Origin of the sequence: Glutamicibacter sp. AOP12-B1-11, assembly GCF_052379245.1 — a bacterium.
Taxonomy (GTDB): Bacteria; Actinomycetota; Actinomycetes; order Actinomycetales; family Micrococcaceae; genus Glutamicibacter.
In genome coordinates this window covers 1-24,811 of record NZ_JBQSYL010000042.1, presented here as the reverse complement: position 1 = coordinate 24,811, position 24,811 = coordinate 1, and the positions used below count along the sequence as shown (strand labels likewise).

Sequence of the window (24,811 nt, the reverse complement as noted above, 5' to 3'; positions counted from 1 at the left end):
AAGACCAACGCGCTACGGTTGAGCCGGCCGTTGCCGGTCACTTTGGCCTAGCGGCGGAAGACGCTACGCAGCGTTCCGATACCTTCAACTTCAATCTCGACGTTGTCGCCTTCAGCGACCAGCCCAACACCTGCTGGTGTGCCGGTGAGGATCACGTCGCCGGGTAGCAACGTGAAAGCTTCGGATGCCCGAGCAACCAGATCATTCACCGACCAGATCATCTCGCTGGTCGATCCGTCTTGGCGGACTTCACCATTAACTCGGCTGACGATTCCCACGTCATCCGGGTTCTCCAGCTGCGTTTCAATCCAGGGTCCCAGCGGGCAGGCGCCGTCAAAGCCCTTTGCGCGCGCCCATTGCGGGTCGGTGCGCTGGGCATCGCGAGCCGTGAGGTCATTGGCCACGGTGTATCCGAAGATCACGTCCGCTGCCTTTTCGGCAGGGACATCCTTGCAGATACGACCGATGACCACGGCCAGCTCGCCTTCGAAGGAAACTTCCTCGGAGAACGAAGGAAGCGTCACCGGGTCGCCGTGCCCAACCACCGAGGTGTTTGGCTTCAAGAACATCAGCGGTTCGCTAGGAACCTCATTGCCGAGCTCTTTGGCATGCTCGCCGTAGGTCCGGCCAAATCCAATGACTTTTGACCGTGGAATGATCGGTGCAACAAGTCGTACATCGTCTAATTGGTGCGTGGCACCCGTGGTCTTGATGCCCTGGAAGAAAGGGTCACCAGCCAAAACATGGACATCGTTTCCGTCAACGACTCCGTACATTGGGTCGCTATCAACTACAAATCTGGCAATGCGCATAGTAATAAGCCTAGGGCATGTCAAACACTTACATACTGATTCTTGGTCAAGTGGTCAGCTCGCGCCCTATACGTTGGGACGAGGTGTTAGATCCAATTCGACGAGTGAAGTGTCGTTTAGGACTCCGAAAACACGTCCCGTTGGCAATGAAGCAAGGCGATAACCAAATTTTGCTTCGGATTCCCTATTACCAATCATCGATTTCGTACCAGTCAAAAAATCAACGACAGTAGTCGTATCCGCAGCACTATGAACAATTTTTCCATCGCTGGCGATTGCAATGTCAGCGCTTGCCCATCCAGCTCGTCGCTGCGAATTGTTTGTTGGTGATAAACGGTGCTTCCTGACCAGCGAACCGTCCACCGGATCAATAATAATGATGCCCTCAATATCAGCGACGACTAGCCACCCGGCGATAAGGTTTGGAGCATAAAGTGCACCCGTGTCCGCAATTGGGGAACTCACCCAAACTAAACGCTTGCTCGTAATCTCAAGCTTAAAGATTTTCGCTGGTCCTTTTGTATCCGGAATACCGTAACCGTTTCGAACCGACGTCGTTCCGTATACGTGTGTCTCATCTGCCGAGAGCCCGATAATCGAATGCGCTCTAATAAACCCCTCGCCGCCTCCGTCCAAAACCCAGTCAATATCATTTCTGCTTGGAGAAATCATTCCTAGAACACCCCCCGACCTGCCATAGTCAGGAACGGTTCCAAAAAAAACATTTTTTGAGTTTGCGGCCCACCCAAATGGTCTTGACTGGCCGTACTTACGCTCCAGCCTTTCAAGCCGAAAATATCCCTGGTTGCTATCTAGGCGATTCGAATCGACGCTTACTATGTCCGCATAGCCGTACGAACCGATATATAGGCTCGACGGATCATACTCAATCATCCCCTCAATTTGATTAATCACATTCTGTCCAGGTGGGGACATCCATCGTGCCCCCGAGTCGGGATTGACAGACGCGATTCCGTCTCCCATGTAACCGCCGATATATATGTTGCCGTCCGAATGCCCCATCAGGGATTGAATCTTAAACTCGCCGCTCTCAAGAAAAATTCTTTTGGTTTGCAACCGCGTCATTGATTGAGCATTGATATACATCAAACTCAAACCATCTGGCACTGCTTGTAGGAGCAACACACGTCTAGGTTCGACTGTAATGCTCATTATGGAATTACTTGGTACCGCCCCGAGTTTCTTTTCGTTCCAAGTTCTAGTATCAGTTTCATAGAGCACGCCATTAGAAATGGTATAGAACACTGTCTGCAGTCCGACACGCTTTGCCGAAGAAGCAATACGACCTGACCAGACACGATGAATCGGTTCTTCCCAACTTCGAGTAATTGTATTCAAAACTAGCTGTTCAGAAATACCGCTCACACTCACCACAAGCCGATCGCCCAAAACCGATAAGGTCGAAATGAATCCGTTTGCTTGAGGTTTTGGGAGTTTAATTTCTTGCACCTCCTGTGGAGTGTTGGAAGGGAACACAAAAATCCTCGGGTTCAAGGACCCCGTCCCAACCCAGATGTGGTCTTCATCATCTATTACCAAGCGCCTGGCATAGTCCGTGTCAGGCGCCAGCTTACCTGTCGAAGTTATTATCTTATGGGCCGAGCTAATCCCGTACACGGCTCCCGTTGGATATGCGCCCACCCAGACATTACCCAAAGAGTCCAGTTGAACTCCATATAAGGAACTGGCCTCGGGAATACTCGCGTATTCCATCACTCGCTCTGGCGTCGTTGCAGACCATGTGTGTATTTTATTTGAGCTGGTAAGGAAAATGCACTTTCGAACACGATCCCATACCAATGCGCCAATCCCTCCATCATGGCTGTCGGGCACGGTAAGGACATAAATCGGTGTGTCCTGCTCTGGATCGAGAATTTGCAATTGATTAGAGACACCGATAATCGTTACAGCAAACCAAGGCTTGGCCAAACCACCGAAATCATGAAGTTCTAGAACCTTGTCAATCTTCGTCATGGGAAAGGCACTTTCGTGTTCCCTTAATGCACCTGAAGTTTTCTCGACTCGCTTCAGCGGTTTTAGCAGTTTCCTATCGCGCTCATTCCAATGGTCGAAGGCCGACGAGTCGCGACTCACGTTTTTTCGTCTAGTCGCGTGTGTACCTGGGTTAATGGCTCCGGCGCAGATAACAGAACCGAAGGATGCCAATGCTATGGATAAGATGCTTCGACGAGCCAAATTCCTCGATAGACCATTTTCGCCTTCAATCACTTAATTTTGCTCCCAAATCGAATCCAAATACGGTTATCGACATTAGCAATCAATCCTGAACTACAACTGATTTCGCGTGCGTCTGGTATGTCGAACCAGCCTAATGTGCGGATTCTAAAATGACGGAGCCTTGCGGCGGCAACGACGAATCACTGTTGAACTACTCTCTGAGAAATTCATGTGGTTTTCTAATATCGCCAATACAATACGAAGAGCCGCAGGTTTCCCTACGGCCCTTCGATGACTTCATTCAATGACCTACGCCAAGCGCTCCAGCCAACCGTGACGGTCCTCTACGGTTCCACGCTGGATGCCAAGCAGCTCTTCACGGATCGACATGGTGTTTTCACCTGCCGGTGCATTTTCATTACCGATTAGTTCGTCGCCATTCTTCAGCACGCCGATTGGAGTGATAACCGCAGCGGTGCCGCAGGCAAAGACCTCAGTGATATCTCCACTAGCGATGCCATCCCGCCACTCATCCAAAGTGATCTTTCGTTCTTCAACTTCCATACCGCGATCCTTGGCAAGCTGGATGATCGAGGAACGAGTGACACCTTCGAGGATGGTGCCGGTCAGCGCCGGAGTGACCAGCTTTTTGTCCTTGGTCACGAAGAACACGTTCATTCCGCCGAGCTCTTCCACTGCATTGTCGTTGAAAGAGTCAAGGAAGAGTACTTGCTTGCAGCCGTTCTCTTCTGCCTCGAGCTGAGCCACCAACGACGCCGCGTAATTGCCACCGCATTTGGCCGATCCAGTGCCACCGCGGCCAGCGCGTGCATAGTTCTTGGATACCCAAATCCCCACCGGCTTCAGCTCTCCACCGAAGTAGTTTCCGGCCGGTGAAGCAATCACACGGTAGGAGACTTCGCGTGCCGCACGTACACCCAGAAACGCTTCGGTAGCGATCATGAATGGGCGCAAGTACAGAGCCTCCCCCTCACCGGTTGGAACCCACTCAATGTCGGTAGCAACGATTCTGCGCAGGGACTCAACGAAGACTTCATCATCAAGCTGCGGCAAGGCGAGACGAGCTGCCGACTTATTCAGGCGAGCAGCGTTTGCGTGGGGGCGGAAGGTCCAGACCGAACCGTCTTCGTGGCGGTAGGCCTTCAGGCCCTCAAAGATCTCCTGGCCATAGTGCAATACCGAAGCGGCAGGATCCATGGCTATCGGCCCGTACGGCTCAACCCGCGCGTCATGCCACTGCCCCGAGCCGGGCTCGGAGCTTGCGGTCCAGTCAATGACCACGGTGTGGTCGGTGAAGAAGTCGCCGAACCCCGGGTTGGCCAGAACGGCGGCGCGTTCTTCTGCGCTCTTGCGATTCGATGAAAGATTTTCGTTGAATTCCATCTGCCTCAGGACTTCCTTGCTCAATTAACGAATAACGGGTGCCCCACGCCATTGGCGGAACACCCGTCCGTGGATTTGCTTCTCGATTAGCGGCTAATCGAGTTACATCGCTTTTAGCTTATGCCAGTAGCGAGACGATTGCATCGCCAATCTCGCTTGTGGTGCGGTGATCGGTCAATTCTTGGCGTGAAGTGATCTCTTTTTCGACCGCCTGCTCAACGGTAGCCGCTTCCGCAGACATGCCGAGGTGATCCAGCATCAGGGCCACCGACAGAATTGCGGCGGTCGGATCAGCCTTCTGCTGGCCGGCGATGTCGGGAGCAGAGCCGTGGACCGGTTCGAACATGGACGGGTAGGTGCGGTCCATGTTGATGTTGCCGCTGGCCGCCAGTCCAATGCCACCGGTAATGGCGCCGGCCTGGTCGGTGAGAATGTCACCAAATAGGTTATCGGTCACAATGACATCGAACCGGGATGGATCGGTAGTCAAGAAGATGGTCGCAGCATCAACGTGCAGGTAGTCGTGGGTCACCTCGGGGAATTCCGCTGCCACCATCTCAACCGTGCGCCGCCACAAATGTCCGGCATAAACCAACACGTTGTGCTTGTGGACCAAGGTCACGTGCTTGCGCTCGCGGGCGGCTGCACGGGTAAAGGCATCACGAACTACACGTTCGACACCGTAGGCGGTATTCACTGAAACTTCGGTCGCGATTTCATGCGGGGTGCCGGTACGCACCGAGCCACCATTTCCGACATACGGGCCCTCCGTTCCTTCGCGAACGACCACGAAATCAATGTCGCCCGGGTTGGCCAGCGGGCTTTCGATTCCAGCGTAGAGCTTGGCAGGGCGCAGGTTCACGAAATGATCCAACGAGAAACGCAGCTTCAGCAGGAGCTCACGCTCAATGATTCCCGAGGGGATTCTTGTGTCGCCAGGAGCCGCGCCGACCGCGCCAAACAGGATGGCATCATGCTGTTTGATAGCTTCAAGCGTTTCATCCGTCAGAGTCTCCCCCGTCTTGAGCCAGTGTTCCGCACCCAACGTGTATTCGGTGAGATCAACTTGTTGGCCTCCACCGTTGGTCACGAACTTCAGGACCTTCACGGCCTCGGCAACCACTTCTGGGCCGATACCGTCGCCTGGAATGACAGCAATATTAATGACGTTTCCCATGTTTTCATCATAACGAAGCAAATCCACCATTTGAGAACCCATCTCAAATACTGAGAATCATTTCAATGTAAGTCATGAGAACATCAAACCGTGGCATGAGGACGCAGCCCTGAACGCTGACTAGACTCGAGACATAGCAGTCTTTAGGCACGAGGGAACCGTTGATCTTTAATAACCCACACCGGCGCATCGACCGGTGGATTCGCTCGAACCCTGTCCGGATCGATTTGTTCACCGGCGCACTCTACACACTGATGTGCACAGGATTCGCGCTTGCCATGGGCGCCGGGGGCGGCATGGGATTCGCCCTTAGTTTATTGGCCATCACCATTTTGCAATCGGCCCCCTTGATGGTTCGCCGCCGCTATCCATGGGCCGTCACGATTGTCGTAGCCTTCGCTCACCTCATGCAATTGTTCTTCCAGGGAATCTTCCTTCCCTCGCAGCTATCGGTTCCCTTGCTGATTTACACCATGGCCGTCTATGGAAAACGCTGGCAATCTTTCGCTACCCTAGGCGTGGGGTTGCTGGGTGCGATTCTTGCAACCTCAAATATCTTTGGCCCGGGCGCCTACGGTCAGGCCAACATATCCTTTGACATGATCATCTCCTTTGTAGGCTTATCGCTGGTGGTAACGCTGGCCTGGACCTTTGGTGATCTCGCCCGAAGCCGGCGGCAAACCCTCAATGCCTTGCGCGCCCATGCACAACGTCTGGAAAACGAACGGCTGATTGAACGTGAGCTGGCTGCCTCGGATGAACGCAACCATATCGCCAGAGAAATGCATGACATCGTGGCCCACTCGCTCTCGGTCATTATCACCCAGGCAGATGGGGCACGATACGCGGCAGTCAAGGACCCAAACATCGCGATTGAAACCTTGAAGACGGTCTCTGACGCGGGGCGTTCTTCACTACGTGAAATGCGACGCCTTTTGGGCGTACTGCGCACAGATGAAGAGGTTGATCACCGCCCGTTGCCGACACTGGAAAACATTCCAGAGTTGGTTGAAACTGCCATGAAGTCCGGCGTAGAAGTTTATTTTCAGGTCAAAGGGTCGCCGCGTCGCCAGCTGCCAACCGGAGCGGAGCTGACCGCGTACCGCTGCGTGCAGGAAGCGCTGACTAATGTCATGAAGCACGCAGGCCCAAGATCAACCACGCATGTGACTCTGAGCTGGACCAATCGAGGCGTCGAAATTAGCGTCATCGATGACGGCCGGGGTGCAGGAAGCCTGGGCGTCGCAGGCACCGGCCAAGGTCTGCGCGGATTACATGAACGAGTCTCCCTATACGATGGAACCAGTACCGCCGCTCCGCACCCAGGCGGAGGATTTGCCGTCTCTGTGTTCATCCCCTACTCCGAGGACTAAAAAGAATGACCCCCAGTGAGCCAATTACAGTCGCCTTGGTCGATGACCAGCTTCTGGTTCGTAGCGGTTTCCGAATGCTCATCAATTCCCAGCCGGATATGAATGTAGTCGCCGAAGCTTCCAACGGACGCGAGGCGTTGGCTTCTCCCTCATTGGCCACTGCAGATGTCATATTGATGGACGTCCGCATGCCGGAAATGGATGGAATCGAAACGACCGAACGGCTACTGACTTCTAAGGATCAATCCAGACAGGCGCCTCGCATCATCGTGCTGACCACGTTTGATATGGACGAGTATGCGTTCAGCGCCATTCAGGCTGGAGCGAGCGGTTTCCTGCTCAAGGATGCCCCTCCCGAAGAGCTGCTGGAATCCGTGCGTACGGTAAACCGCGGGGATGCCGTGATCGCGCCTTCGACGACAAGAAGGCTTCTGGACCACATGGCCCCGCTGCTAAAACGCTCATCGCAAACCGACGATACGTTGATGTCCGCCGTGGAGTCCTTGACGCCTCGTGAACGCGAAGTCTTTGGACACATCGCCTTGGGACGTTCGAATCCAGAGATAGCGAGAGACCTGTTTCTATCCGAAGCCACGGTAAAAACTCATGTGGGTCACATTCTTGCCAAGCTCGGTGCCCGTGATCGGGTCCAAGCCGTGGTGATCGCCTACCAAACTGGTGTGGTCAGCGCCTGAGTCATCCTTGTTCGGCCAGTGGATTCCAGAAAAGCCTTGTTATAGGAACGAAGTCTACTCTTGAATCATTTGAGCTGCACGAACCAGTTGTTCTTCGCTCGGATTCCAAGAATTGAATTCTTCTGCTCGTGCTCCAACACCAAGAAGTTCCGTTATCGCCGCTATGCTTCTTGACGAAGCGCTACCATCACCATATGGATTTACTGCATTAGCCATTGAGTTGAATGCATCCTGATCACCCAAAAGACTCAACATTTCCCTGACGATGTCTCCGGCATCAGTTCCCACCAATCTAACGGACCCAGCAACGATACCTTCCGGTCGTTCTGTGTTAGAACGCATAACAAGCACTGGCTTACCCAAACTAGGTGCTTCTTCCTGAACGCCACCCGAGTCAGTGAGTACGATAGTGGATAGACTTAGTAATTTCGTGAATTCTGCATAGTTCAGAGGGTCGGTTACCAAAACATTGCCAAGCCCAGTAATTGCTGGAATTATCTGGTCGCGTACAGCGGGGTTCCAATGCAGTGGCAAAATGAATTCCGTGTCTGGAACCATCTCTGCAATAACCGCAATGGCCTTAGCGATGGATGCCATCCTGGAACCATGATTCTCACGACGATGCGTCGTGACAGTGACCAGTCGTCTACCCGAGGACTCTAATGCCAAAAGACGCGGATCAGAGAAGCTAATCTCATCCGAGAGCGTTTCAAGCAAAGCGTCTATCACCGTGTTACCCGTGACAACGATGCTTTTTTCGCCGATTCCCTCATTCATCAAATTTCGTTTGTTAAACATCGTCGGTGCGAGATGCAGTGTTGCAAGTTGGCTCGCTAATTTACGGTTCGCTTCCTCTGGGAAAGGCGAGAACAAATTGTAGCTACGGAGCCCGGCCTCCGCATGGACCACCGGTATTCCCCTATAAAACGCCGCAATGGCGCCGGCCACGGCGCTGGTTGTGTCGCCTTGCACTAGTACAGCGTCGGGAGCACACGCATCGAAAACGCCATCCAGGCCGTCAATGATGCGTGCAACCAGTCGATTCAACGACTGGCTCTTAGAGAAAACGTCTAGATCGAAATCAGGGACGATACCGAAGAGGGTATTTACCTGGTCCAACATCTCGCGATGCTGACCAGTAACGGCAACCACACACTCTAACTGAGCAGATTTTTTAGCTGCCTGAATAATTGGTGCAACTTTGATAGCTTCCGGACGCGTTCCAAAGATGACCAGCAGTTTCTTTGCTTCCACGGACTAGATATCCAATTCTTTCCACAGACCGCGCGTGTCCACCAAGTCTTTGCCAACCAAAGTACTCTCCGGAATCATTTTAAAGATGTCGTGGTCAACTAGCAATACGAGCAAGTCCTCATTCTCAAGCGCAATCTTAAGTTCTGTATGCTTCACATTATCGAATTCTTGCAATGCCTGCGGAAGCGCATCGATAAAAGGTTCGACAACGCTTAGCGTAACATCTGGATACTGTCGAGCTAGATCTTGCACGATACTGACGGCCGGGGATTCTCGAAGATCATCCACATTTGCTTTAAAAGCCAATCCTAAGAGCGCTAGACTATCTCGATTCTTCTGGCGAAGTTGATCAGCGATCTTCTCCACCACAAACTTAGGTTTCGAATCGTTAACGCTCCTCGCTGAACGGATTAAAGAAGTCTTCATAGGCGCCGACGCGACAAGGAACCATGGATCAACAGCAATACAGTGACCACCAACGCCTGGTCCTGGCTGAAGAATTTGAACACGTGGGTGCTTGTTGGCCAATTCGATTACTTCCCAGACGTTAACGCCGAGATGGTCAGCAACGATTGACAGCTCGTTGGCGAATGCGATGTTGACATCTCTAAAAGAGTTTTCGGTCAGCTTGGTTAGTTCAGCCGTGCGGGCATCAGTGAGGTGTATTTCACCCTGACAGAATGAGCGATACAGATTCGCCGCACGTTCCGCGGAGATCTCGTCATACCCACCTACGACACGATCGTTAGTGACGATTTCCGCCATCATACGGCCAGGAATCACACGTTCTGGGCAGTGAGCGAAGAACAAGTGGGATTCCGTTAAGTCAGGTCTCAGACCGAGCAAGACTTCACGGATCATTTCGGTTGTGCCTACTGGCGAAGTGCTTTCCAAAATGAAGAGATCATTGGCTTTAGCTAAAGGGGCTACCGATTCTATTGCCGATCGAATGTATGAGGTATCCGGCTCGTTGCTTGAATCAATAGGCGTTGGCACCGCAATAATGTACGTATTCGACACTAGTGGAACGGTAGACACAGTGAGATATCCGGTCGTAATGCTGCTTTTGAGTGCCGGGGAGATCCCCGGTTCTTCGAAGGTAGCTATACCGTTGCTCAAGTCGTCTACGACTCGTTCATTAATGTCTACTCCATGTACGCGCCAACCCGCTTCGGCTAATACAACCGACGTGGGCAACCCAATATATCCCATGCCCACGACACAGACATCAATTTCAGACATTCTAATTCTACTTCCGAGGATTATTTACGCTTAGTCGATCAAGTTTGAAGTACTGCGATTTAGGATCTCTACTGCTCACTTCTTCCAGCACACAACGAACTGTACAGACTGGTAATCTTCTCCGCGTTGGCCGCCCATGTCCTCGTAGACAGGACTTTCATACGCCCAGCCCGCCCCATCGTGTCTCGCATTGCTTTGTCATCTAGCAAAACACGAATCTTATCGGCAAGATCGAACTGGTCACCTGCCTCAAAGAGCAATCCATCCACGCCATCATCCACGATCTCGCGCAATGCGGGAAGATCCGTAGCAACAACCGGCACTTCGAAAGCCATAGCTTCTACTGGTTTAAGAGGTGTCACTGCGCGTGTAACATCCAAATCACGACGAGGAACAACGAAAACATCCAACGCTCGATGATATAGCCGAGCTTTGCTCTTCTCAACTCGGCCGGGGAATACAGCCCGGTCCTTGATGCCTAATTCATCGGCTAAATTGATGAGGCTCGTCCGCTCGGTGCCGTCGCCGACGATCACGAGCCGCAATTTTGGATGGTTTGACGAAAGCTCCGCAAACGCCCTAACGAGAAGGTCGAGTCCTTCATAACCAACGAGGCTTGAAACAGTACCGATCAGCTGCCAGTCGTCCGCTAGTCCGAGCTTCTGTCGGCTCGTGGATTTGTCTGGCACGTTCTCGATGAATTCCTCGCCGACGGCGTTCGGACAGATCAGAATACGCTGAGGATCCACTCCCGCCGCAATTAGCTCGTCCCTCATGGTGCTTCCAAGAGTGATGACTGCGTCTGCAGACTTCGCTATCTCTGATTCCCTGGCTTTGAAGTTTATGTACCGGAAGGATTCCCTACTACGATCTGCACATCCGGACAGCCAAGTATCGGCAAGTTGCCCCCGGACTTCATAGATCCACGGGAGCTCCGCCTTTTGAGCCACATCTTTGATAGATATGCCATTCAAGAACTCAGTCGTAGTGTGCAGTACTGCCGGCTTGAACTCAACTACGGCTTTCGATAAAAGTTCTGTCTGTACGGACAAGCGTTCAGTTGCTGTCGCTGGAAGAACCTTAGGCAATAGCCGACGATACGTGACCCCGTCAATGTCGTCAGCGTCGGAATTCGGAAGTACTCCTACAATCCACGGATAACCAACCCGTGAAAATGGGACTACTTCCCATCCAGTCTTCTGAATGGACTTTAGAACACTGTGGCTTCGTTGTGTATAGCCGCTATTTGTGAACGGGAGCGAATTAGTCAGCAGGTGCAGGACACGTTTATGGTTGGTTCGAATGACAGATAGAGTCTTATCTTGATCGATCAGCGGCTTAGACAGTACAGATTTCTCCGCAGCGTACTGCTTAACTAGTCGCCGCCCGGCCTTTCCAGCACTTGCTGCTTGAGCGACAGCAAATTCATACTCCCCCAAGAACGCATAGATTCTGGCACGCGCACACATTGACTTCGCATCGTGCTGGTCTTTAAGCAATTCGATGGCCTCATTGGGCTTGCCATCTAGCAGGAAGATCGAACTACGTACTCTCTTAGTAAATGCGAAGTTAGAGAGTTTATGGGCCTCGAGAAGTCGACCAATCCGTTTGGTGATCCCCAGAAAGAGTCTGCTTGACGCAAATCGACGTGAAACCAACAACGCGAAGTGTACAGGGTCTTCTTTCACGCCGTTGAAGCCAATGCGCGATACAGCAAGTAGTCCGCGAGCTCTAAGATCCGACATCAAACTTCTCTTCTTTCGATTTGCTGATAGTGCGACCTGAGGAGACGGAAATATTCGAGCCCCAAACGTTCAAGATCAAAGCGTTTCTTAAACTCATTTAGAGACTCTGAGTTTGGTTGCCATTCAACAATTTTTCTAGCGTCTGCCATCAATGAATTTGATATCGAGAGAACATCACCGGTGTAGCTAAAACCGAGCTCATAATCCTGAATCAGGGCCTTCGCTTCACCGCTCACAAAACCCGTAATGTGGCAGCCGTATCCTGCAAGCTCAAAAAGTTTTGAAGGAACCGTATATTCGAAACTTTTCCAATCTTCTCGAAGGGAAACTATGCAGGTGTCCGCCCAGTCATACCAGTCAAGAACAGCGCTACCTTTAACGGGCGGATAAAACACTCCGCTTAGTCCTAACTCGTCAGCACGTACTTGTAACGCAGGTAGAGCAGACCCTTTGCCCACTATGCGTAAATCCATCCAGTCCTTGGATACGGCCGCGATGTCCAGGGCCTTCTGCAGTCCTTGGCTTTCCCCTAAGTTTCCTAAATACAGGACTCGAAGAGGACGCGGGCCGTTGCCAGACTGGGTTTTGGTCCTATTGAACTTCTTGAAGCGATACCCATTAGTTACGACTTCAACATCCTTGCAGCCGCCCTTAAGTAGTTTCTTGGCGTGCCCAGGCGTGACAGCGACAACTTTAGAAGCCGTGCTTTGCATGTGGGTTATACACCGCACTGCCATCCGTTCTACTGCTTTCCAATGGATTACCCCCGACTCCTCCAATAGTTCAGGCCATGCGTCCCGCATCTCAACGACGAGGGGAACCCGCCGTAGCTTGGAAATGATGTATCCAGCTACCAGAGTCGGCAATGCCGGCACCGTAACAATGAGAATATCTGGCTTAGGTGCACGTAGAGCACAAGGAATCATAAAAAGGATCATTAAGAACTGGACAAGAATCTTTGAATACCAGCGAAGTGCCCGGAAACGAAACGCAAACGAGTATAAAGAGAATCTACCGCTTACTTTTTCCAGCACGACTTCACTAAACGGCGTCCACGTCTCATCCGACTGACGATTTGGCGCAATCACATCAACATCCGCCCCGTTGGCAAGAAATGTTTCAATGAATGTAGACCACCGCCGTTGCGGAGGAGAAACTTCCGGTCCGAAGGAATGAGTAAGAAGTTGGATTCGCATGCTATTTATCTTTCATTCCATTCGGGCGGCTAATTGGTGATTCTACAATCTTATAGTTTCGCTAATTGCTCGGGCTGCTTCATTACCGTTGTCGATGAATTTTAGGTATCCAGCTACCTGCTTCGTGCTTTGCACTCGGTTTCCAGACCAACCCAGAAGAGCGCCAATGGACGTATCAATCTCATTGTCTGACAAAGCAGTAAAGTGTTTTATATCGTCGCACAAGGCATCAGCGCGAGTTTTCTGATCGTCTGTACTCGCGTTCAGATTGGGAATCACAAGTGAAGGCACTTCCCATTTAATGATTTCGTGGATGCTGTTGTAACCAGCCGCAGAGACGACAAAGTCGAACGCGCGAAGATACGGCGAAATCGGATATTTACGTATGCTAATCGAGTTCTCGTCACTTTGCTCATGATTACTAAGTGGCGAAGACGCAATCACAGGAATAACTGACCCCTTCGACTGCACGCGAATCGCGGTGGTGACTTTCTGGCGTATGTCAGAAATGTCATTGATGTTGCCAGCGCCCAACTGAACGAGTGCGTAGTTTCTATCGGGTGCCAAGCGTAGTTCTTCTAGCGCAGATTCTCTGGAGAAAAGAGCACCATTAGAGAGAACTATCCCCCGAACTTGAGTTTGCGTCTTTCGCTGAGAAAGAGCGCCTTCGTCCAGTCGATCACCGATGTCCCAGGGTGTAAGAATCTGCGCGCAATAAGCTTCCATCTCAGGCAGCTGGTCGATACTTGCAGATTTCTTCCACAGTCCGCGACGTAGCCAAACCAGCTTCAAGTCTGGTTTCTTAACTAATATGTCGAGCAATCCACGGTAAATCCACGTTCCATCGAATACGACGGCGTCGAAGTGATTCTTACGTGTCAGCTCGTTGAAGAACTGGTAAAAGTTATTGTTCCAAACCCGAGCGGGTTGTCCAGTAGTACCAGAACTGGCGAAGTGCAGGTACTCAAAGCCCTGCTGACCTATAACTTCTGCAGAAGATGAGAGGGTGACAAAAGATGCGTGAAAGTCTTTACTTCCGCTATGAGCTATAGCCATACAGCGAGTAATATGCCCCATGCCTGCACCATTGCTCGTCACAAACAGAACATGCGGCTTATTCAGGCTAGGCTTCGAAAACGTCAGGTTCTCGACATTTCCACTAAACATGTTTTTATACGTGGATATTGCGCGCAGCCTATCGATTTTAAATCTTAGGCTGCGCGCAAATGCCCTTAATGAGCTCGAACTCATACAGATATATTTCCCATAAGTTTCAGATGCAGTTAGGCAACAGCAGGTGCGTCAATTGACTCAAGTCGTTGCATAAGGGAATCAATTCCGTACCGAGTCGCAATATAATTTCTAGCCTTTTCCGACTGCTCCTCGTATAGCGAGCGATCTGCCCAGTAGCGCTGGATCAGGCTTTCAATCTCGTTGGCGTCTGCATAGATTGCGCCATCGCCGAAGGTAGTTTCCATGTACCTCGGCAAAATTACTACCTTACCTGCAGCCATTGCTTCCGCGGTCGACATACCAAATGACTCAGTGAGCTTATCGTCGTGGAAGTACGCCCAGAAATCAACAGAGCTCAGGAAGTCATCTACTTCCATCGCACCAAATTCATGAACAGTAATTCCATCAGTTGCTGACTCTCCTAGCTTCTTGCGGAGTTCGTCAGCACCACCAAGGATCTTAGTCTCGTAGTTCTCGGAGACATATGCCGAACGGAACGTCGCAAGAGTGGACGGCCACTTCAACCCATGATCGCGCGAGTGCCGACCCAATACTGGCTTCTTGATAAAGTCAGGGGAAGGTACACTTCCGCTGGCGATGACACCAGGCCAGGTAATGTTCAACAGTCTCGACTGCGGCACCAGCGGTGCGGATAGCTTTCGAGTTAGATCAGACTCACCGATCACATAGGTCTCAGTCTTAAACAGACGATCCATGTTTTCGATGCAAACTTCCAGGTCGAAGACCATACCGCTACCACCCTTATTTACAGGCGGGTTGTTCACGATAAGAAGTGCCCGGTCGACAGAAATCTTGGAATCTGCTCGTTCCAGATACGTGACGACGGTGGGATGTCGGACAATCATTACACGCACATGTGCAACATCGCCGAGGCTGACCTGTTCAACTTGGCCGCTACGCTGAAGCTCGAATAAAACCTCGCTGATTGGCGTAGTTGCCTTGTTCAGAGGTGACTCCAGATGGATGAAGCCCACACGTTTGCCACTTTGAGCGACCGCTTTCATTTCTGCAAGCGTCAGCGTGGTGGTGCCACCTGGAAAACGGAAATCAGTGACGTAGACGACGTCGAATGTTCCCAAGTCAGCACCGCGCATACCTGATTCCATCGTCGAGGGAATCTGGTATTCACGATCCCGACCCCGGTGAATGCTCTCAGGGTTTTCTGCAAATCCAGAGTGCCACTTCGTGTAGCTAGCAAGATACAAAAGTCGCGAAGGATCAATGAATCCACGACTCATCTCGCCTGCGGTCAACGAACCTTCACGAGTTCGAGTGAAGGAAAGCGCCATCTGTCCTACAGAAGGAATTGGCATACCATAGCGCTTCACAACACGGTCACGGAACTCGGCATCGGCCCCACGGTTAACCGTGTCCCAAGGACCGACATCAGTAAACAGTGCACGGCGTACCATCAACGACGAGAAGTTCGGCTGTGCAAACTGCGGATTATTGTTAATCCGCAGGAACTTCAGTTCATCGGTGGAACGGGCGTGAAGGGACATATTTCCTGGTACGTCAGGGTTTGCCAGCAGATGCTTGACCTGCAGGGCAATTTTGTCCGGGTGCGACCAGTCGTCATCGTCGTGCACAGTGATGAATTCACCTTGGGCCACTGCAAGTGCGGCGTTCCTAGCGCAGTATGCGCCAAGATTCTCAGGCTGACGCAGAACCTTGATTTTTGGACTCATGGCTTCTGCTTCTACAAGGTACTGTTCGTATTCTGCACCGGAGCAATCGTCGACCACTAGAATCTCTATATCGTCCCAAGTCTGTTCCAACAGCGATATGAGCGCAGTCTTGAGCAACTCTCCACCTCGGAACGAGGGTACCAGTACAGACACCATAGGACCATCGGTGATCTTTTCGGTTTTGCTTCGCAAACGATCAATAGGAGCAAGCGAGTCAGAGTCTTCGAGGTAAACCTTTGCTAGGTCTTCCTTTGCAAAGAGACCGTTTAACTCGTCCAACCAACGTTCAGAAACACCATCATCAGTTTGGTGTACTGAGTTCAATCGCAGCAGTTCTCCCTGAATAGGGAACTTGTTGCGAATGCCAAAGCGCTTAATGGCCTCGCGTTGTTTCTTCAGTTCACCAGTCTCGGTCAAGACCTCAACGAAGATCAGTCGATCGTTACGTCCAAGAGCCTTGATTCCGAAATAACGCTCGACTAGGTTGAACAGACGGGCAGCATCTGCCATGTCGCTTTCAAGCGCACGCTGGTTTGCAGCAAGACGTGCGAGAGTCAGAAGCATGTCCTTATTCCAAGAACGAACAACTTCCAATCGCTGACGGTCAATCATGCCCATGTCGGCAACGGTAATCAATTCACGAAGCGGCTTGTACTTAAGCGAGCCGTTTGTTGCGGCCAGTGCAATCGCATCACGAACACGGAGACTCTTGGAACGAAGAGCAAAAGTCTCCATTTCGGGACGAATGTGTGGCATTCTTCGAGCCCATTCGTTGTCAAGACCAACCGCAGGCAACCTCGAGACAGGCGCGTTTGAACTACCAGATCCATCAGCGCTTGGCGCGAGAGTTACTGATTCCATTCCGTAGGATAGCTCGCCAACCTTCGAGTCCAGCTTCTTCAGCTGACGCCAAGTCTGGCGGCTAAAAAGCAACAGAAGAAGTGAGGTACCGAGGACGGCAATACCAAGACCAGCAACGATTAGGACTGTAAGCTTCAATAAACTTCCAGCCACCGCGAGCACAAATCCGGATGTGCATGCGGCTAAGATCGCTACTTGCCAAGGCTGAAAGCCTTTTAGTTTTCTTATCATCCGAAAATCACTCTACTTAAAGACGCTCTGCAGCGTCACCCGTGGAAACACCGCGGGTGTCGAAGAATGCTTTGCTGGCGTTAGCCAAAGCGTCTGTGTTGTAGTTCACGTGATTCTGCAGCAAGACCACGACATCTACGTTTGCAACGGCATCTTCCAAGGATTCAACACGGTTGAATGACTTATCGCCCACGAACCATTCTCCGATCTTTGGATCATGGAACGAGATGTCTGCACCGCGCTCCAAGAATGCCTCAGCTACAGGCAGAGCTGGGGAGTGACGCTGATCCGCGATGTCTGGCTTGTAGGTAACCCCTAGAAGTAGGACCTTAGAATTCTTTAGTGCCTTGCCGGATTCGTTCAGCACGTTCTGCACGCGATCAACCACGTATCGTGGCATCGAGGCGTTGATTTCTTCGGCAAGCTCTACGAAACGGAATGGGTAACCGAGGGACTTGCGAACAGAGTAGCTCAAGTAGTTTGGATCAATTGGAATGCAGTGTCCACCTACACCTGGGCCAGGGTAAAATGCTTGGAATCCAAATGGCTTGGTCTTAGCAGCGTTGATTACGTCCCAAAGATCAATGTCCATGTCGTTGCAGAACTTGGACATTTCGTTAACCAACGCAATGTTGATATGGCGGTAGGTGTTCTCCAGGAGCTTTGCAGTTTCTGCTTCCTTGGCACCCTTAGCACGGACTACTGAATCAACGAATTGGCTATAGAAAGCTACAGCGCGGTCTCCGGATACTTCGGTCATGCCGCCGACAACCTTTGGAGTGTTCTTCAGGCCGTAAGTCTGATTACCTGGATCAATTCGTTCTGGCGAGAAAGCCAAGAACAAATCCTGATCGAGAACTGCACCGTTCTCCGTTAAGATCGGCAAGCAAATCTCCTCAGTGGTGCCTGGGTAAGTGGTGGATTCCAGAACAACCAGAGTTTCGCCCGACAGGTTGTCTCGAATGGTCTTCGTTGCACCAATGACTGCACCAAGGTCCGGGCTCCCAGCTTCGCCTAGCGGAGTAGGTACGCAGATTACTACTACGTCAGCATCGGCAATAACAGAAGGATCGCTACTAGCACGGTAGCCCTTATCCAGCAGTACTGACAGGTCATCGTTAGAGATGTCGTCAACGTGGGAGATGCCGTTATTGAGGTTCTCCACCACGGTCGTGTTCAATTCAAGTCCAGTAACCTGAAGCCCCGCATGAGCTGCCCCCTGAGAAAGTGGAAGCCCAACGTAACCTTGGCCTACTACTACAAGTTTTTGCATATTTCCTATGCCCCTCTTTCTAATAATTTCAGTGCTTCGCCTGCTCCTGAGGTGAATCTCCCTGCTCGAAATTCAACTCACAATTGCAACAAACCTTCAGCCGAGCCCGTCAAGCCTCGTCTATTCTAACGTACTTAGATTTACTCGTTTTTACATGAGAACACTACTAAGCAGTAATTCTTGAATCCCCTTTTGCCGCGTACAAAGTTGCGGCTACGTCTGTTCTTCGTACCGTGGGAAAACCGGAGCCGGGGCTGGCAATTCGGTTCCCGGCACCAGGACGGTGTCAAAGTTCTCGAAGTTTCGTGCGGTCCCCTGGCCAACAGCGAGCAGGTCAAGCATGCCGGTCATAGTCTGCGGCAGGACTGGCTGCAGGAGCATTGCCACCTTGCGAACGATTTCAATAGTCACGTAGAGAACCGTTTCCATGCGTGCTGGGTCGGTTTTCTTCAGCTTCCATGGTTCCTGTTCGGCGAAGTACGCGTTGGTGTCGCCTAGGACGTGCCAAATGGCTTCCAAAGCCCGGCTGAAGTCCTGGCGGTTATATGCTTCCTGATTGATTTCCAAAAGCTTTGAGGCGGCAGCCAGTATCTGCTCATCGGCTTCCACCAGATGTCCCGGGGCCGGCACAACTCCCCCGCAGTTCTTGGCCACCATGGAAAGCGATCGCTGGGCGAGGTTTCCAAAATTATTTGCGAGATCGCCATTAATACGCGCAACGATGGTGTCATGGTTGTAGCTACCATCCGCGCCAAAGGTCACCTCACGCAGGAAGAAGTAGCGCACCTGGTCGAGTCCATACCGCGCCACAAAATCATCTGGTGACACGGTATTGCCCAAGGACTTGGACATTTTGACACCGTTGTTGTGCAGGAATCCATGGATCATCACGCGCTTGGGCACCGGCAGCTTAGCCGACATGAGGAAGGCCGGCCAGTAGATGGCATGGAACCGGGAAATGTCCTTGCCGATCACGTGAACGTCTGCGGGCCAGTACTTCTGGAAAGATGCCGATTCCACATCGGGGAAGCCTGCACCGGTCAAGTAGTTCGTCAGGGCATCGACCCAAACGTACATGACATGCTTCTCATTGCCGGGAACCGGAATTCCCCAGTCGAAGGTCGTCCGCGAGATCGAGAGATCCATCAGCCCGCCTTCAACGAAACGAACAACTTCGTTGAACCGCGATCGGGGTGCGCCGAAATCAGCGTTCTCTGTGTAGTGAGCCAGCAGTTTGTCCTGGTATTTGGAGAGCCGGAAGAAATAAGATTCTTCCTCGGTCCAAGTTACCTCGGTGTCGGTTTCGGTCGTGTACCTGATACCGTCTTCGCGAACTTCGGTCTGTTCTTCGGTGTAGAAGGCTTCGTCGCGTACCGAGTACCACCCGGCGTACTTGTCCAGGTAAATATCGTCGTTGGCTTCCATCCGGCGCCACAGCTCCTGCGCCGCGGCATGGTGGTCCGCGTCTGTGGTTCTGATGAAGCGGTCGTAGCTCGTGCCCAATTCATCATTCATCGACTGGAACGCATCTGAGTTGCGCTGCGCAAGCTGCGCTGGGGTGATGCCCTCATTCTCCGCAGTCTGCATCATCTTCTGGCCATGCTCGTCCGTACCGGTCAAGAAGAAGACGTCATGCCCGTCGAGCCGCTTGAAACGCGCCATGGCGTCCGTTGCGACAACTTCGTAGGCATGCCCAATATGAGGGGTGCCATTCGGGTATGAGATCGCTGTGGTGATGTAAAAGGGTTTCTGCTGAGAAGTCACGATACAAATTTACCTTAGTCAGTGCTGGAAGCTGGATTCTTCGAGGCGATCATCTCGTCACATGATCTGATCGAGATAGTCCCAAAAAGCGCCACGAAGGGTACGGCGGATAGTTTGTTGATCTGTTTTCCACTCTCCGAGCACCTGGGCACAGTCCTTAAGCAAGGTCCGGTCGATTTCTGGCGGCAGTTGCGGTTTGTCTGCCACCAGTTCAACCACCTCTGATTGGGTAGTGCTGGCAAGCCAGGACTGGGCTACCTTGGCCCCAATTTCTTCAGCCGCGGTCAGTTCCTTCTGTTCGTAGGCAGCTTGACCATGGAACCCAGAACGTTCGCTGTCTGAGGAGTAAACGACTTCCGCCTGAGTTGTTGGCTCGGCACTGCGCAGAACTTGCGCCTTTTGCGCCAGCAAGGCAGGGGTGGGGATTCCAGGTTTTGCTACCGTCGAAGGCTTCGCGGTTGGCGCACCGGCTACCAATGCAGTCTTATCACAATGATCTTTATCCCAGTCAATGATTCGGGTGAATGAACTATCAATAATGGAATCGGGCATCACTTCAATAGCATCAGCCGTCAGGGCTAGGTGTTCGGCAACCGAGGCTACTCCCAATCGACTCTGGTCCTTTTGCAAACCAAGCAATACGACCTTCATGCCCAGGTCTTGGGCTTCTTCTACCGCTTCGGCCAGATCGTCATCTCCGGAAACAAGATACGCGACCGATGCCGATCCATGTCGTGCTACGCCAACCAAATCCAAGGCCAGCCGGAGATCAACGCCTTTTTGCTCGCCATTATAGGAAATGCGGCCTAGCCGGACTTTTACACCTGGAATCAGGCCAATACGCTTGTGCTGCTCGGTAAATAGACCGTCCTTGGAAGCGTCGTACCAGTAGACTCGAAGGTTATTTAGGCCCGTATTCTTCTTGACAGTCTGGACTATTCCACGAACTAAAGACTCATAATGCGTCGTAAAGGCCGAACGGAGAGTAGTTCCAGCAACCCTGTGCCCACCTAAAGACAATAAAAACCCGGCATCTACAAATATTGCAGTTTGATTCATCATACTTCGATGGTATCTATTGAAACTTGCGAATCGTGCCCCGCCCACACTTGCTTTACCTTGAATCGTCCAAGATGCATTCGTTTTAGTTGTTTCTCTGAGTGACCGTGCACGAGCGATGCGCCGAAGTCGATGATCAGCGAATTGGAGCAACTAGCCAGCCGGCCGGAGTTCCTGGATCCTGCATCAACCCGGGCTTTAGAGCGCAAGCAGCGTTCCCCGGGTGGCGAACCGTCGCGCGAGCGGTTCCGGCTTCTGCTTGAACCGGTCCATGAACCTGTAGATGGTTGTTTCGGAGGCAATGGTTCCGAATATTTACGGAGGCAGCACGCAGGTAGGTGGTCGAGGTCGTATGCTTGATCACCGCCAGATGCGAGCGGCAAAGCGAGGATCCCTAGGATCTTGCCTTGGCTGTGCACCGCGACAGCCGACGCAAAATGCGAGAAACGATCCTCGCAATGCAGTCGGACATGCAGTGTGTTGAGGAAGTTGGTGAGACAGTACAGACCTGCATGGGATACAAGCGATTGGCCGGTGCGTTTGGCAGGATTTGCGGGGAGAACGAGGATAGATTGGTTTCACTGAAAGGTAATCATTTCGAACTGGGTAATGGTGATTAGATACCTCGATTTCCCAGTTCAGATCACCTTTTCGCTTTTAGGGGCTCCTCAAAGATAAGCGTTACGCTGGATGTCCAACTCGGCCGCAAGCATACCGTATATTTAGAGTATCTTGAGTCGATAACAATCATGCCTCTGATTACCCCTTGCCGACACGTCTCCGGTTCTTCGCTGTCAAATTCGCGGCCTCACTCCTGACCTTAGTCAGCCTAGTTTCCTGAAGACCAGCACCTCTCTTCGCCGCGCCGTCAACGTACTGAATAAGGACTTCGTCGCCTTGGTCATTCTCGTTGCTTTCACCGACTTCTCAAGCACCGCCCACCGGGACTGGTACTCATGTATATCCGTAGCTTTCAATAGTCCTCTCACGTTTTTGATCGCGTGGATCCACCCGAGTTCCGGGTACGTTTCCAAGATAAATTTCTGCCGTTCTACTTGATTGGTGGTGTGGTTCTACAGATTTCAGGTCAGTAGTTTTCGGTATTTGTACTCTGAGTCGCTGGGCCTGCCGCGGCGCTCATTTGCCGCGTGTGAGCAGCGCCGGCGTACTTGCGTGATCATCAGATTCGCGAGCCCGACAACGTGCAATCGATCCACGCTGATCATCGTCTTGGGCAGGCTCTCGCGTGCTGTGCTGAATTCCGAGACATGGCGATGGCGATGGCAACCTTTTTGACGCGCTGGGGCCAACACCTCGGCTTAGATCTCAACTATTTCTTCACGGTGCAACAGTGGCGGCCGTCCACAATATCCAGAATCTTCCCGGTATCGAGATCCGTGAAGACAATGATCCACGGCTCAATCCGAACAACCTTCCCGGACCGGCACCGGGCGTAGCGGACCATCCGGAACCGGTGCTCGTCTATGCCCAGCCGACCAGTGCACATCCTATCCACGTCCCCGACTAATTCCCCAACAATATTGGGCCTGGCCATGACCGTTGACCAGGACACCGAACATCCAGAAGCCATCTGGGAGACTGCGCCCAGTTCGCCCATCAATTCGTCCATGAGCTACTGCGAGCGGCGTACGGTGAACCGTGCACGGAACGCGAACTTCTTCGCAGTGCTTTGCTCGATTGAGGGTCGTTCACAGGCCGGTTTCTGGCAGGACATGCGCCGCTTGCGAACCAGGACCAGAAGATCATTTCCACCGGCAGGAAGCGCACGCGGCTTCTGTCTCGATGGGCTCGACAAGGACCTGGCGCACGGCAGGATCTTGGGTGACGTTGGTTACACGCTAGTCGGTGAGATTCAGAAGAGTCGACGCAGCTTCGTTCCATCGGTAACCTGCGACACGGCTCGTAGTTTCTTGGGTATGAATTGTTAAGGTCAACATCCATTTTGACTGAGGGACTGCTAGCCTTATTTCTTTCTTGTGGTCACCACGCTAAAAATGGCCAATAGTCAATAATCGAGTAGGTGGTGCGAATTTCGCGCCCCCACCTCTAACACCGCCGTACGTGCGGACCTCGCATACAGCGGTTCGCTAGGTCGTTTGAATCCGATCCCACGCATGGCGAAAGAGCAACAAGCCCTGACTCGTCCAGTGTTCGTTGGGCAGTGCCCTCTTGAGGGTTGGCGATCCAGCGATACGCCAGTACGCGCGACTGTTGTTGCTCTACTGACACGCCAAATAACGGCGTATCCCGAAACTGCGCAGGTTCGCGACCCGCGTCCGCGGGAGCTTCCATTTCTTCCATCGGGTCTGCCCCATCCGACGCTTTAACCATTTGTCCAGCTCAGAGAACCTTTACGGTGCATCAGACAGCCGAAAGTAGCCGATCCATCCCCGGCCATAGAAATTCAATAATTCGATGCGGCGCCCCTATCGACACTCTCCACTTCCGCGAAGTCAGAGCGCGGATACGATGCTTCATGCGTTTAAACGCCTTCGGAGCAATCCGAACCTTGACCCCGTCCTTAACGAGGTAGAAGCCGAAACCCAACAATGTTGCAGCGTTCGCTGGGATGATCGTGGATTTTTCTTGGTTCACCCGAAGCGACAGGCACCGCTCAAGGACTCTCGTCGCCTGATCAAGCACCCGGATCGCGGCCCTCTTCGATTTCAGGAACAACCGGATATCGTAGGCGTACCGCACGAAACGGTGCCCCCGACCCCAGAATTCCTGATCAAAATCGTCGAGCATGATGTTCGAAAGCAGGGGTGACAAGGGAAAACCTTGACAGGTTCCTTCCGTCGCCTCCCGCCGAACACCATCGGCCATGATCCCCGCCTAAAGATAACGGCGAACCAGATTCAACACCCGCTTGTCTATCGCCTTCCGAGCAACCCTGTCCGTCAGCATGTCATTGTTCACCCGATCAAAGAACGCATCAAGATCAACCTCGACCACCCACCGATACCCCTGCGAGATCACCGTTTGGGCAACCTTCACGGCATCGTGGGCGTTTTTGCCCGGCCGGAACCCGCAGGAGTCCGGCACGAACCCCGGCTCGAAAACCGGGGCCAGGACTTGCGCGAGAGCTTGTTGGATCAAGCGATCCAACACGGACGGAACCCCCAGCATCCGTTGCCCGCCGTCAGGTTTCGGAATCATCCGTGACGCACCGGTAACGGCGCATACGCGCCAGCGTCCAACGCCTCCAGGGTCTCCTCCCATTGCTCGAACAGCCAGCCCCGGATATCCTCCATGCCCAGCCCGTCAACACCGGCAGGGCTCTTGCTGCGCTCGACTCGTTTTAACGCTACCAACAGGTCCCCTTGGGAGAAGACACTTTCCCACTGATCCTGTCGATCTCTGACTTCGTCTCCGGCATCCGCTGGAATCCCACTACTACGCACAGACAGGGTCCCTCCCGGATTCACCCGTACCTCCAACAAACCATCTGCTCCGCGCTCCACGGAATTACGGCGATGCCAATGAATCAAGAGAAATATCTCTTCCAATCATCAATTCCCAGCGTTTAGGCCTTCCCCACCACCAGCACGCTCCCGGTGGGT

The 24,811-nt window shown here is 52.4% G+C and carries 16 protein-coding genes and 2 pseudogenes; 2 read left to right on the top strand and 16 right to left on the bottom strand.

All coding sequences use genetic code 11. From position 1 onward, the window contains the following. Window positions 1–47 precede the first annotated feature (47 nt). The 4 genes from ACT3UQ_RS18265 to ACT3UQ_RS18250 all read right to left on the bottom strand — a co-directional run bounded on the left by ACT3UQ_RS18265 (window position 48) and on the right by ACT3UQ_RS18250 (window position 5,592). On the bottom strand, window positions 48–812 hold the full coding sequence (locus tag ACT3UQ_RS18265) for a fumarylacetoacetate hydrolase family protein (RefSeq protein WP_105554566.1): 765 nt from the start codon (window positions 810–812) through the stop codon (window positions 48–50). Between the two features lie 66 nt (window positions 813–878). Continuing rightward, on the bottom strand, window positions 879–3,062 hold the full coding sequence (locus tag ACT3UQ_RS18260) for a hypothetical protein (protein WP_146113998.1): 2,184 nt from the start codon (window positions 3,060–3,062) through the stop codon (window positions 879–881). 258 nt (window positions 3,063–3,320) lie between these two features. Next, a complete protein-coding gene (locus ACT3UQ_RS18255; protein WP_105649238.1) occupies window positions 3,321–4,415 on the bottom strand; it encodes a branched-chain amino acid aminotransferase in 1,095 nt (364 codons plus the stop codon). A gap of 118 nt (window positions 4,416–4,533) precedes the next feature. Beyond that, window positions 4,534–5,592: a 3-isopropylmalate dehydrogenase gene (locus ACT3UQ_RS18250; RefSeq protein WP_105649275.1), complete on the bottom strand. Its 1,059-nt coding sequence runs from the start codon at window positions 5,590–5,592 to the stop codon at window positions 4,534–4,536. A gap of 161 nt (window positions 5,593–5,753) precedes the next feature. Here ACT3UQ_RS18250 and ACT3UQ_RS18245 point away from each other — a divergent pair, with 161 nt between their 5' ends. Both ACT3UQ_RS18245 and ACT3UQ_RS18240 read left to right on the top strand, forming a co-directional pair. After that, the gene (locus ACT3UQ_RS18245; RefSeq protein WP_105649239.1) at window positions 5,754–6,965 is read left to right on the top strand and encodes a sensor histidine kinase; all 1,212 of its coding nucleotides are present in this window, start codon (window positions 5,754–5,756) and stop codon (window positions 6,963–6,965) included. A 5-nt stretch (window positions 6,966–6,970) separates the two neighbouring features. Beyond that, window positions 6,971–7,660, top strand: a complete 690-nt coding sequence (locus ACT3UQ_RS18240; protein ID WP_105649240.1) for a response regulator — start codon at window positions 6,971–6,973, stop codon at window positions 7,658–7,660. 54 nt (window positions 7,661–7,714) lie between these two features. Here the strand turns inward: ACT3UQ_RS18240 and wecB are convergent, their stop codons facing one another. The 12 genes and pseudogenes from wecB to ACT3UQ_RS18180 form a co-directional block, all read right to left on the bottom strand. Further along, window positions 7,715–8,914, bottom strand: a complete 1,200-nt coding sequence (gene wecB, locus ACT3UQ_RS18235; RefSeq protein ID WP_105649241.1) for a non-hydrolyzing UDP-N-acetylglucosamine 2-epimerase — start codon at window positions 8,912–8,914, stop codon at window positions 7,715–7,717. Window positions 8,915–8,917: 3 nt separating this feature from the next. Further along, a complete protein-coding gene (gene wecC, locus ACT3UQ_RS18230; protein ID WP_105649242.1) occupies window positions 8,918–10,156 on the bottom strand; it encodes a UDP-N-acetyl-D-mannosamine dehydrogenase in 1,239 nt (412 codons plus the stop codon). A 68-nt stretch (window positions 10,157–10,224) separates the two neighbouring features. After that, entirely contained in the window at window positions 10,225–11,901 is a 1,677-nt protein-coding gene (locus tag ACT3UQ_RS18225; RefSeq protein ID WP_105649243.1) for a glycosyltransferase family 4 protein, read from the bottom strand. Beyond that, window positions 11,901–13,097, bottom strand: a complete 1,197-nt coding sequence (locus ACT3UQ_RS18220; protein WP_105649244.1) for a glycosyltransferase family 4 protein — start codon at window positions 13,095–13,097, stop codon at window positions 11,901–11,903. Before ACT3UQ_RS18220 ends, ACT3UQ_RS18225 begins: the two co-directional genes overlap by 1 nt. 42 nt (window positions 13,098–13,139) lie before the next feature. Beyond that, window positions 13,140–14,348: a glycosyltransferase gene (locus ACT3UQ_RS18215; protein ID WP_146114000.1), complete on the bottom strand. Its 1,209-nt coding sequence runs from the start codon at window positions 14,346–14,348 to the stop codon at window positions 13,140–13,142. A 32-nt stretch (window positions 14,349–14,380) separates the two neighbouring features. Beyond that, window positions 14,381–17,131, bottom strand: coding sequence for a glycosyltransferase (locus tag ACT3UQ_RS18210; RefSeq protein ID WP_444637658.1), 2,751 nt, complete (start codon window positions 17,129–17,131; stop codon window positions 14,381–14,383). A 16-nt stretch (window positions 17,132–17,147) separates the two neighbouring features. Beyond that, the gene (locus ACT3UQ_RS18205) at window positions 17,148–18,404 is read right to left on the bottom strand and encodes a nucleotide sugar dehydrogenase (protein ID WP_105649247.1); all 1,257 of its coding nucleotides are present in this window, start codon (window positions 18,402–18,404) and stop codon (window positions 17,148–17,150) included. A gap of 213 nt (window positions 18,405–18,617) precedes the next feature. Beyond that, entirely contained in the window at window positions 18,618–20,168 is a 1,551-nt protein-coding gene (metG, locus tag ACT3UQ_RS18200) for a methionine--tRNA ligase (RefSeq protein WP_181150331.1), read from the bottom strand. A 57-nt stretch (window positions 20,169–20,225) separates the two neighbouring features. Continuing rightward, window positions 20,226–21,230, bottom strand: coding sequence for an NYN domain-containing protein (locus tag ACT3UQ_RS18195; RefSeq protein ID WP_105649249.1), 1,005 nt, complete (start codon window positions 21,228–21,230; stop codon window positions 20,226–20,228). A gap of 640 nt (window positions 21,231–21,870) precedes the next feature. Beyond that, window positions 21,871–23,185: pseudogene (locus ACT3UQ_RS18190) on the bottom strand (transposase). Window positions 23,186–23,609: 424 nt separating this feature from the next. Then, a pseudogene (locus ACT3UQ_RS18185) lies at window positions 23,610–24,347 on the bottom strand (reverse transcriptase domain-containing protein). Window positions 24,348–24,403: 56 nt separating this feature from the next. Then, window positions 24,404–24,652: a hypothetical protein gene (locus ACT3UQ_RS18180; RefSeq protein ID WP_258138411.1), complete on the bottom strand. Its 249-nt coding sequence runs from the start codon at window positions 24,650–24,652 to the stop codon at window positions 24,404–24,406. Window positions 24,653–24,811 lie beyond the last annotated feature (159 nt).

Bases quoted from the DNA above. Each gene is read 5' to 3' on its own strand.
- ACT3UQ_RS18210 (WP_444637658.1), bottom strand. From the start codon at position 17,131: ATGATAAGAAAACTAAAAGGCTTTCAGCCTTGGCAAGTAGCGATCTTA.
- ACT3UQ_RS18220 (WP_105649244.1), bottom strand. From the start codon at position 13,097: ATGCGAATCCAACTTCTTACTCATTCCTTCGGACCGGAAGTTTCTCCT.
- ACT3UQ_RS18195 (WP_105649249.1), bottom strand. From the start codon at position 21,230: ATGATGAATCAAACTGCAATATTTGTAGATGCCGGGTTTTTATTGTCT.
- ACT3UQ_RS18255 (WP_105649238.1), bottom strand. From the start codon at position 4,415: ATGGAATTCAACGAAAATCTTTCATCGAATCGCAAGAGCGCAGAAGAA.
- ACT3UQ_RS18225 (WP_105649243.1), bottom strand. From the start codon at position 11,901: ATGTCGGATCTTAGAGCTCGCGGACTACTTGCTGTATCGCGCATTGGC.
- ACT3UQ_RS18205 (WP_105649247.1), bottom strand. From the start codon at position 18,404: ATGCAAAAACTTGTAGTAGTAGGCCAAGGTTACGTTGGGCTTCCACTT.
- ACT3UQ_RS18240 (WP_105649240.1), top strand. From the start codon at position 6,971: ATGACCCCCAGTGAGCCAATTACAGTCGCCTTGGTCGATGACCAGCTT.
- ACT3UQ_RS18265 (WP_105554566.1), bottom strand. From the start codon at position 812: ATGCGCATTGCCAGATTTGTAGTTGATAGCGACCCAATGTACGGAGTC.
- ACT3UQ_RS18250 (WP_105649275.1), bottom strand. From the start codon at position 5,592: ATGGGAAACGTCATTAATATTGCTGTCATTCCAGGCGACGGTATCGGC.
- wecC (WP_105649242.1), bottom strand. From the start codon at position 10,156: ATGTCTGAAATTGATGTCTGTGTCGTGGGCATGGGATATATTGGGTTG.
- ACT3UQ_RS18215 (WP_146114000.1), bottom strand. From the start codon at position 14,348: ATGAGTTCGAGCTCATTAAGGGCATTTGCGCGCAGCCTAAGATTTAAA.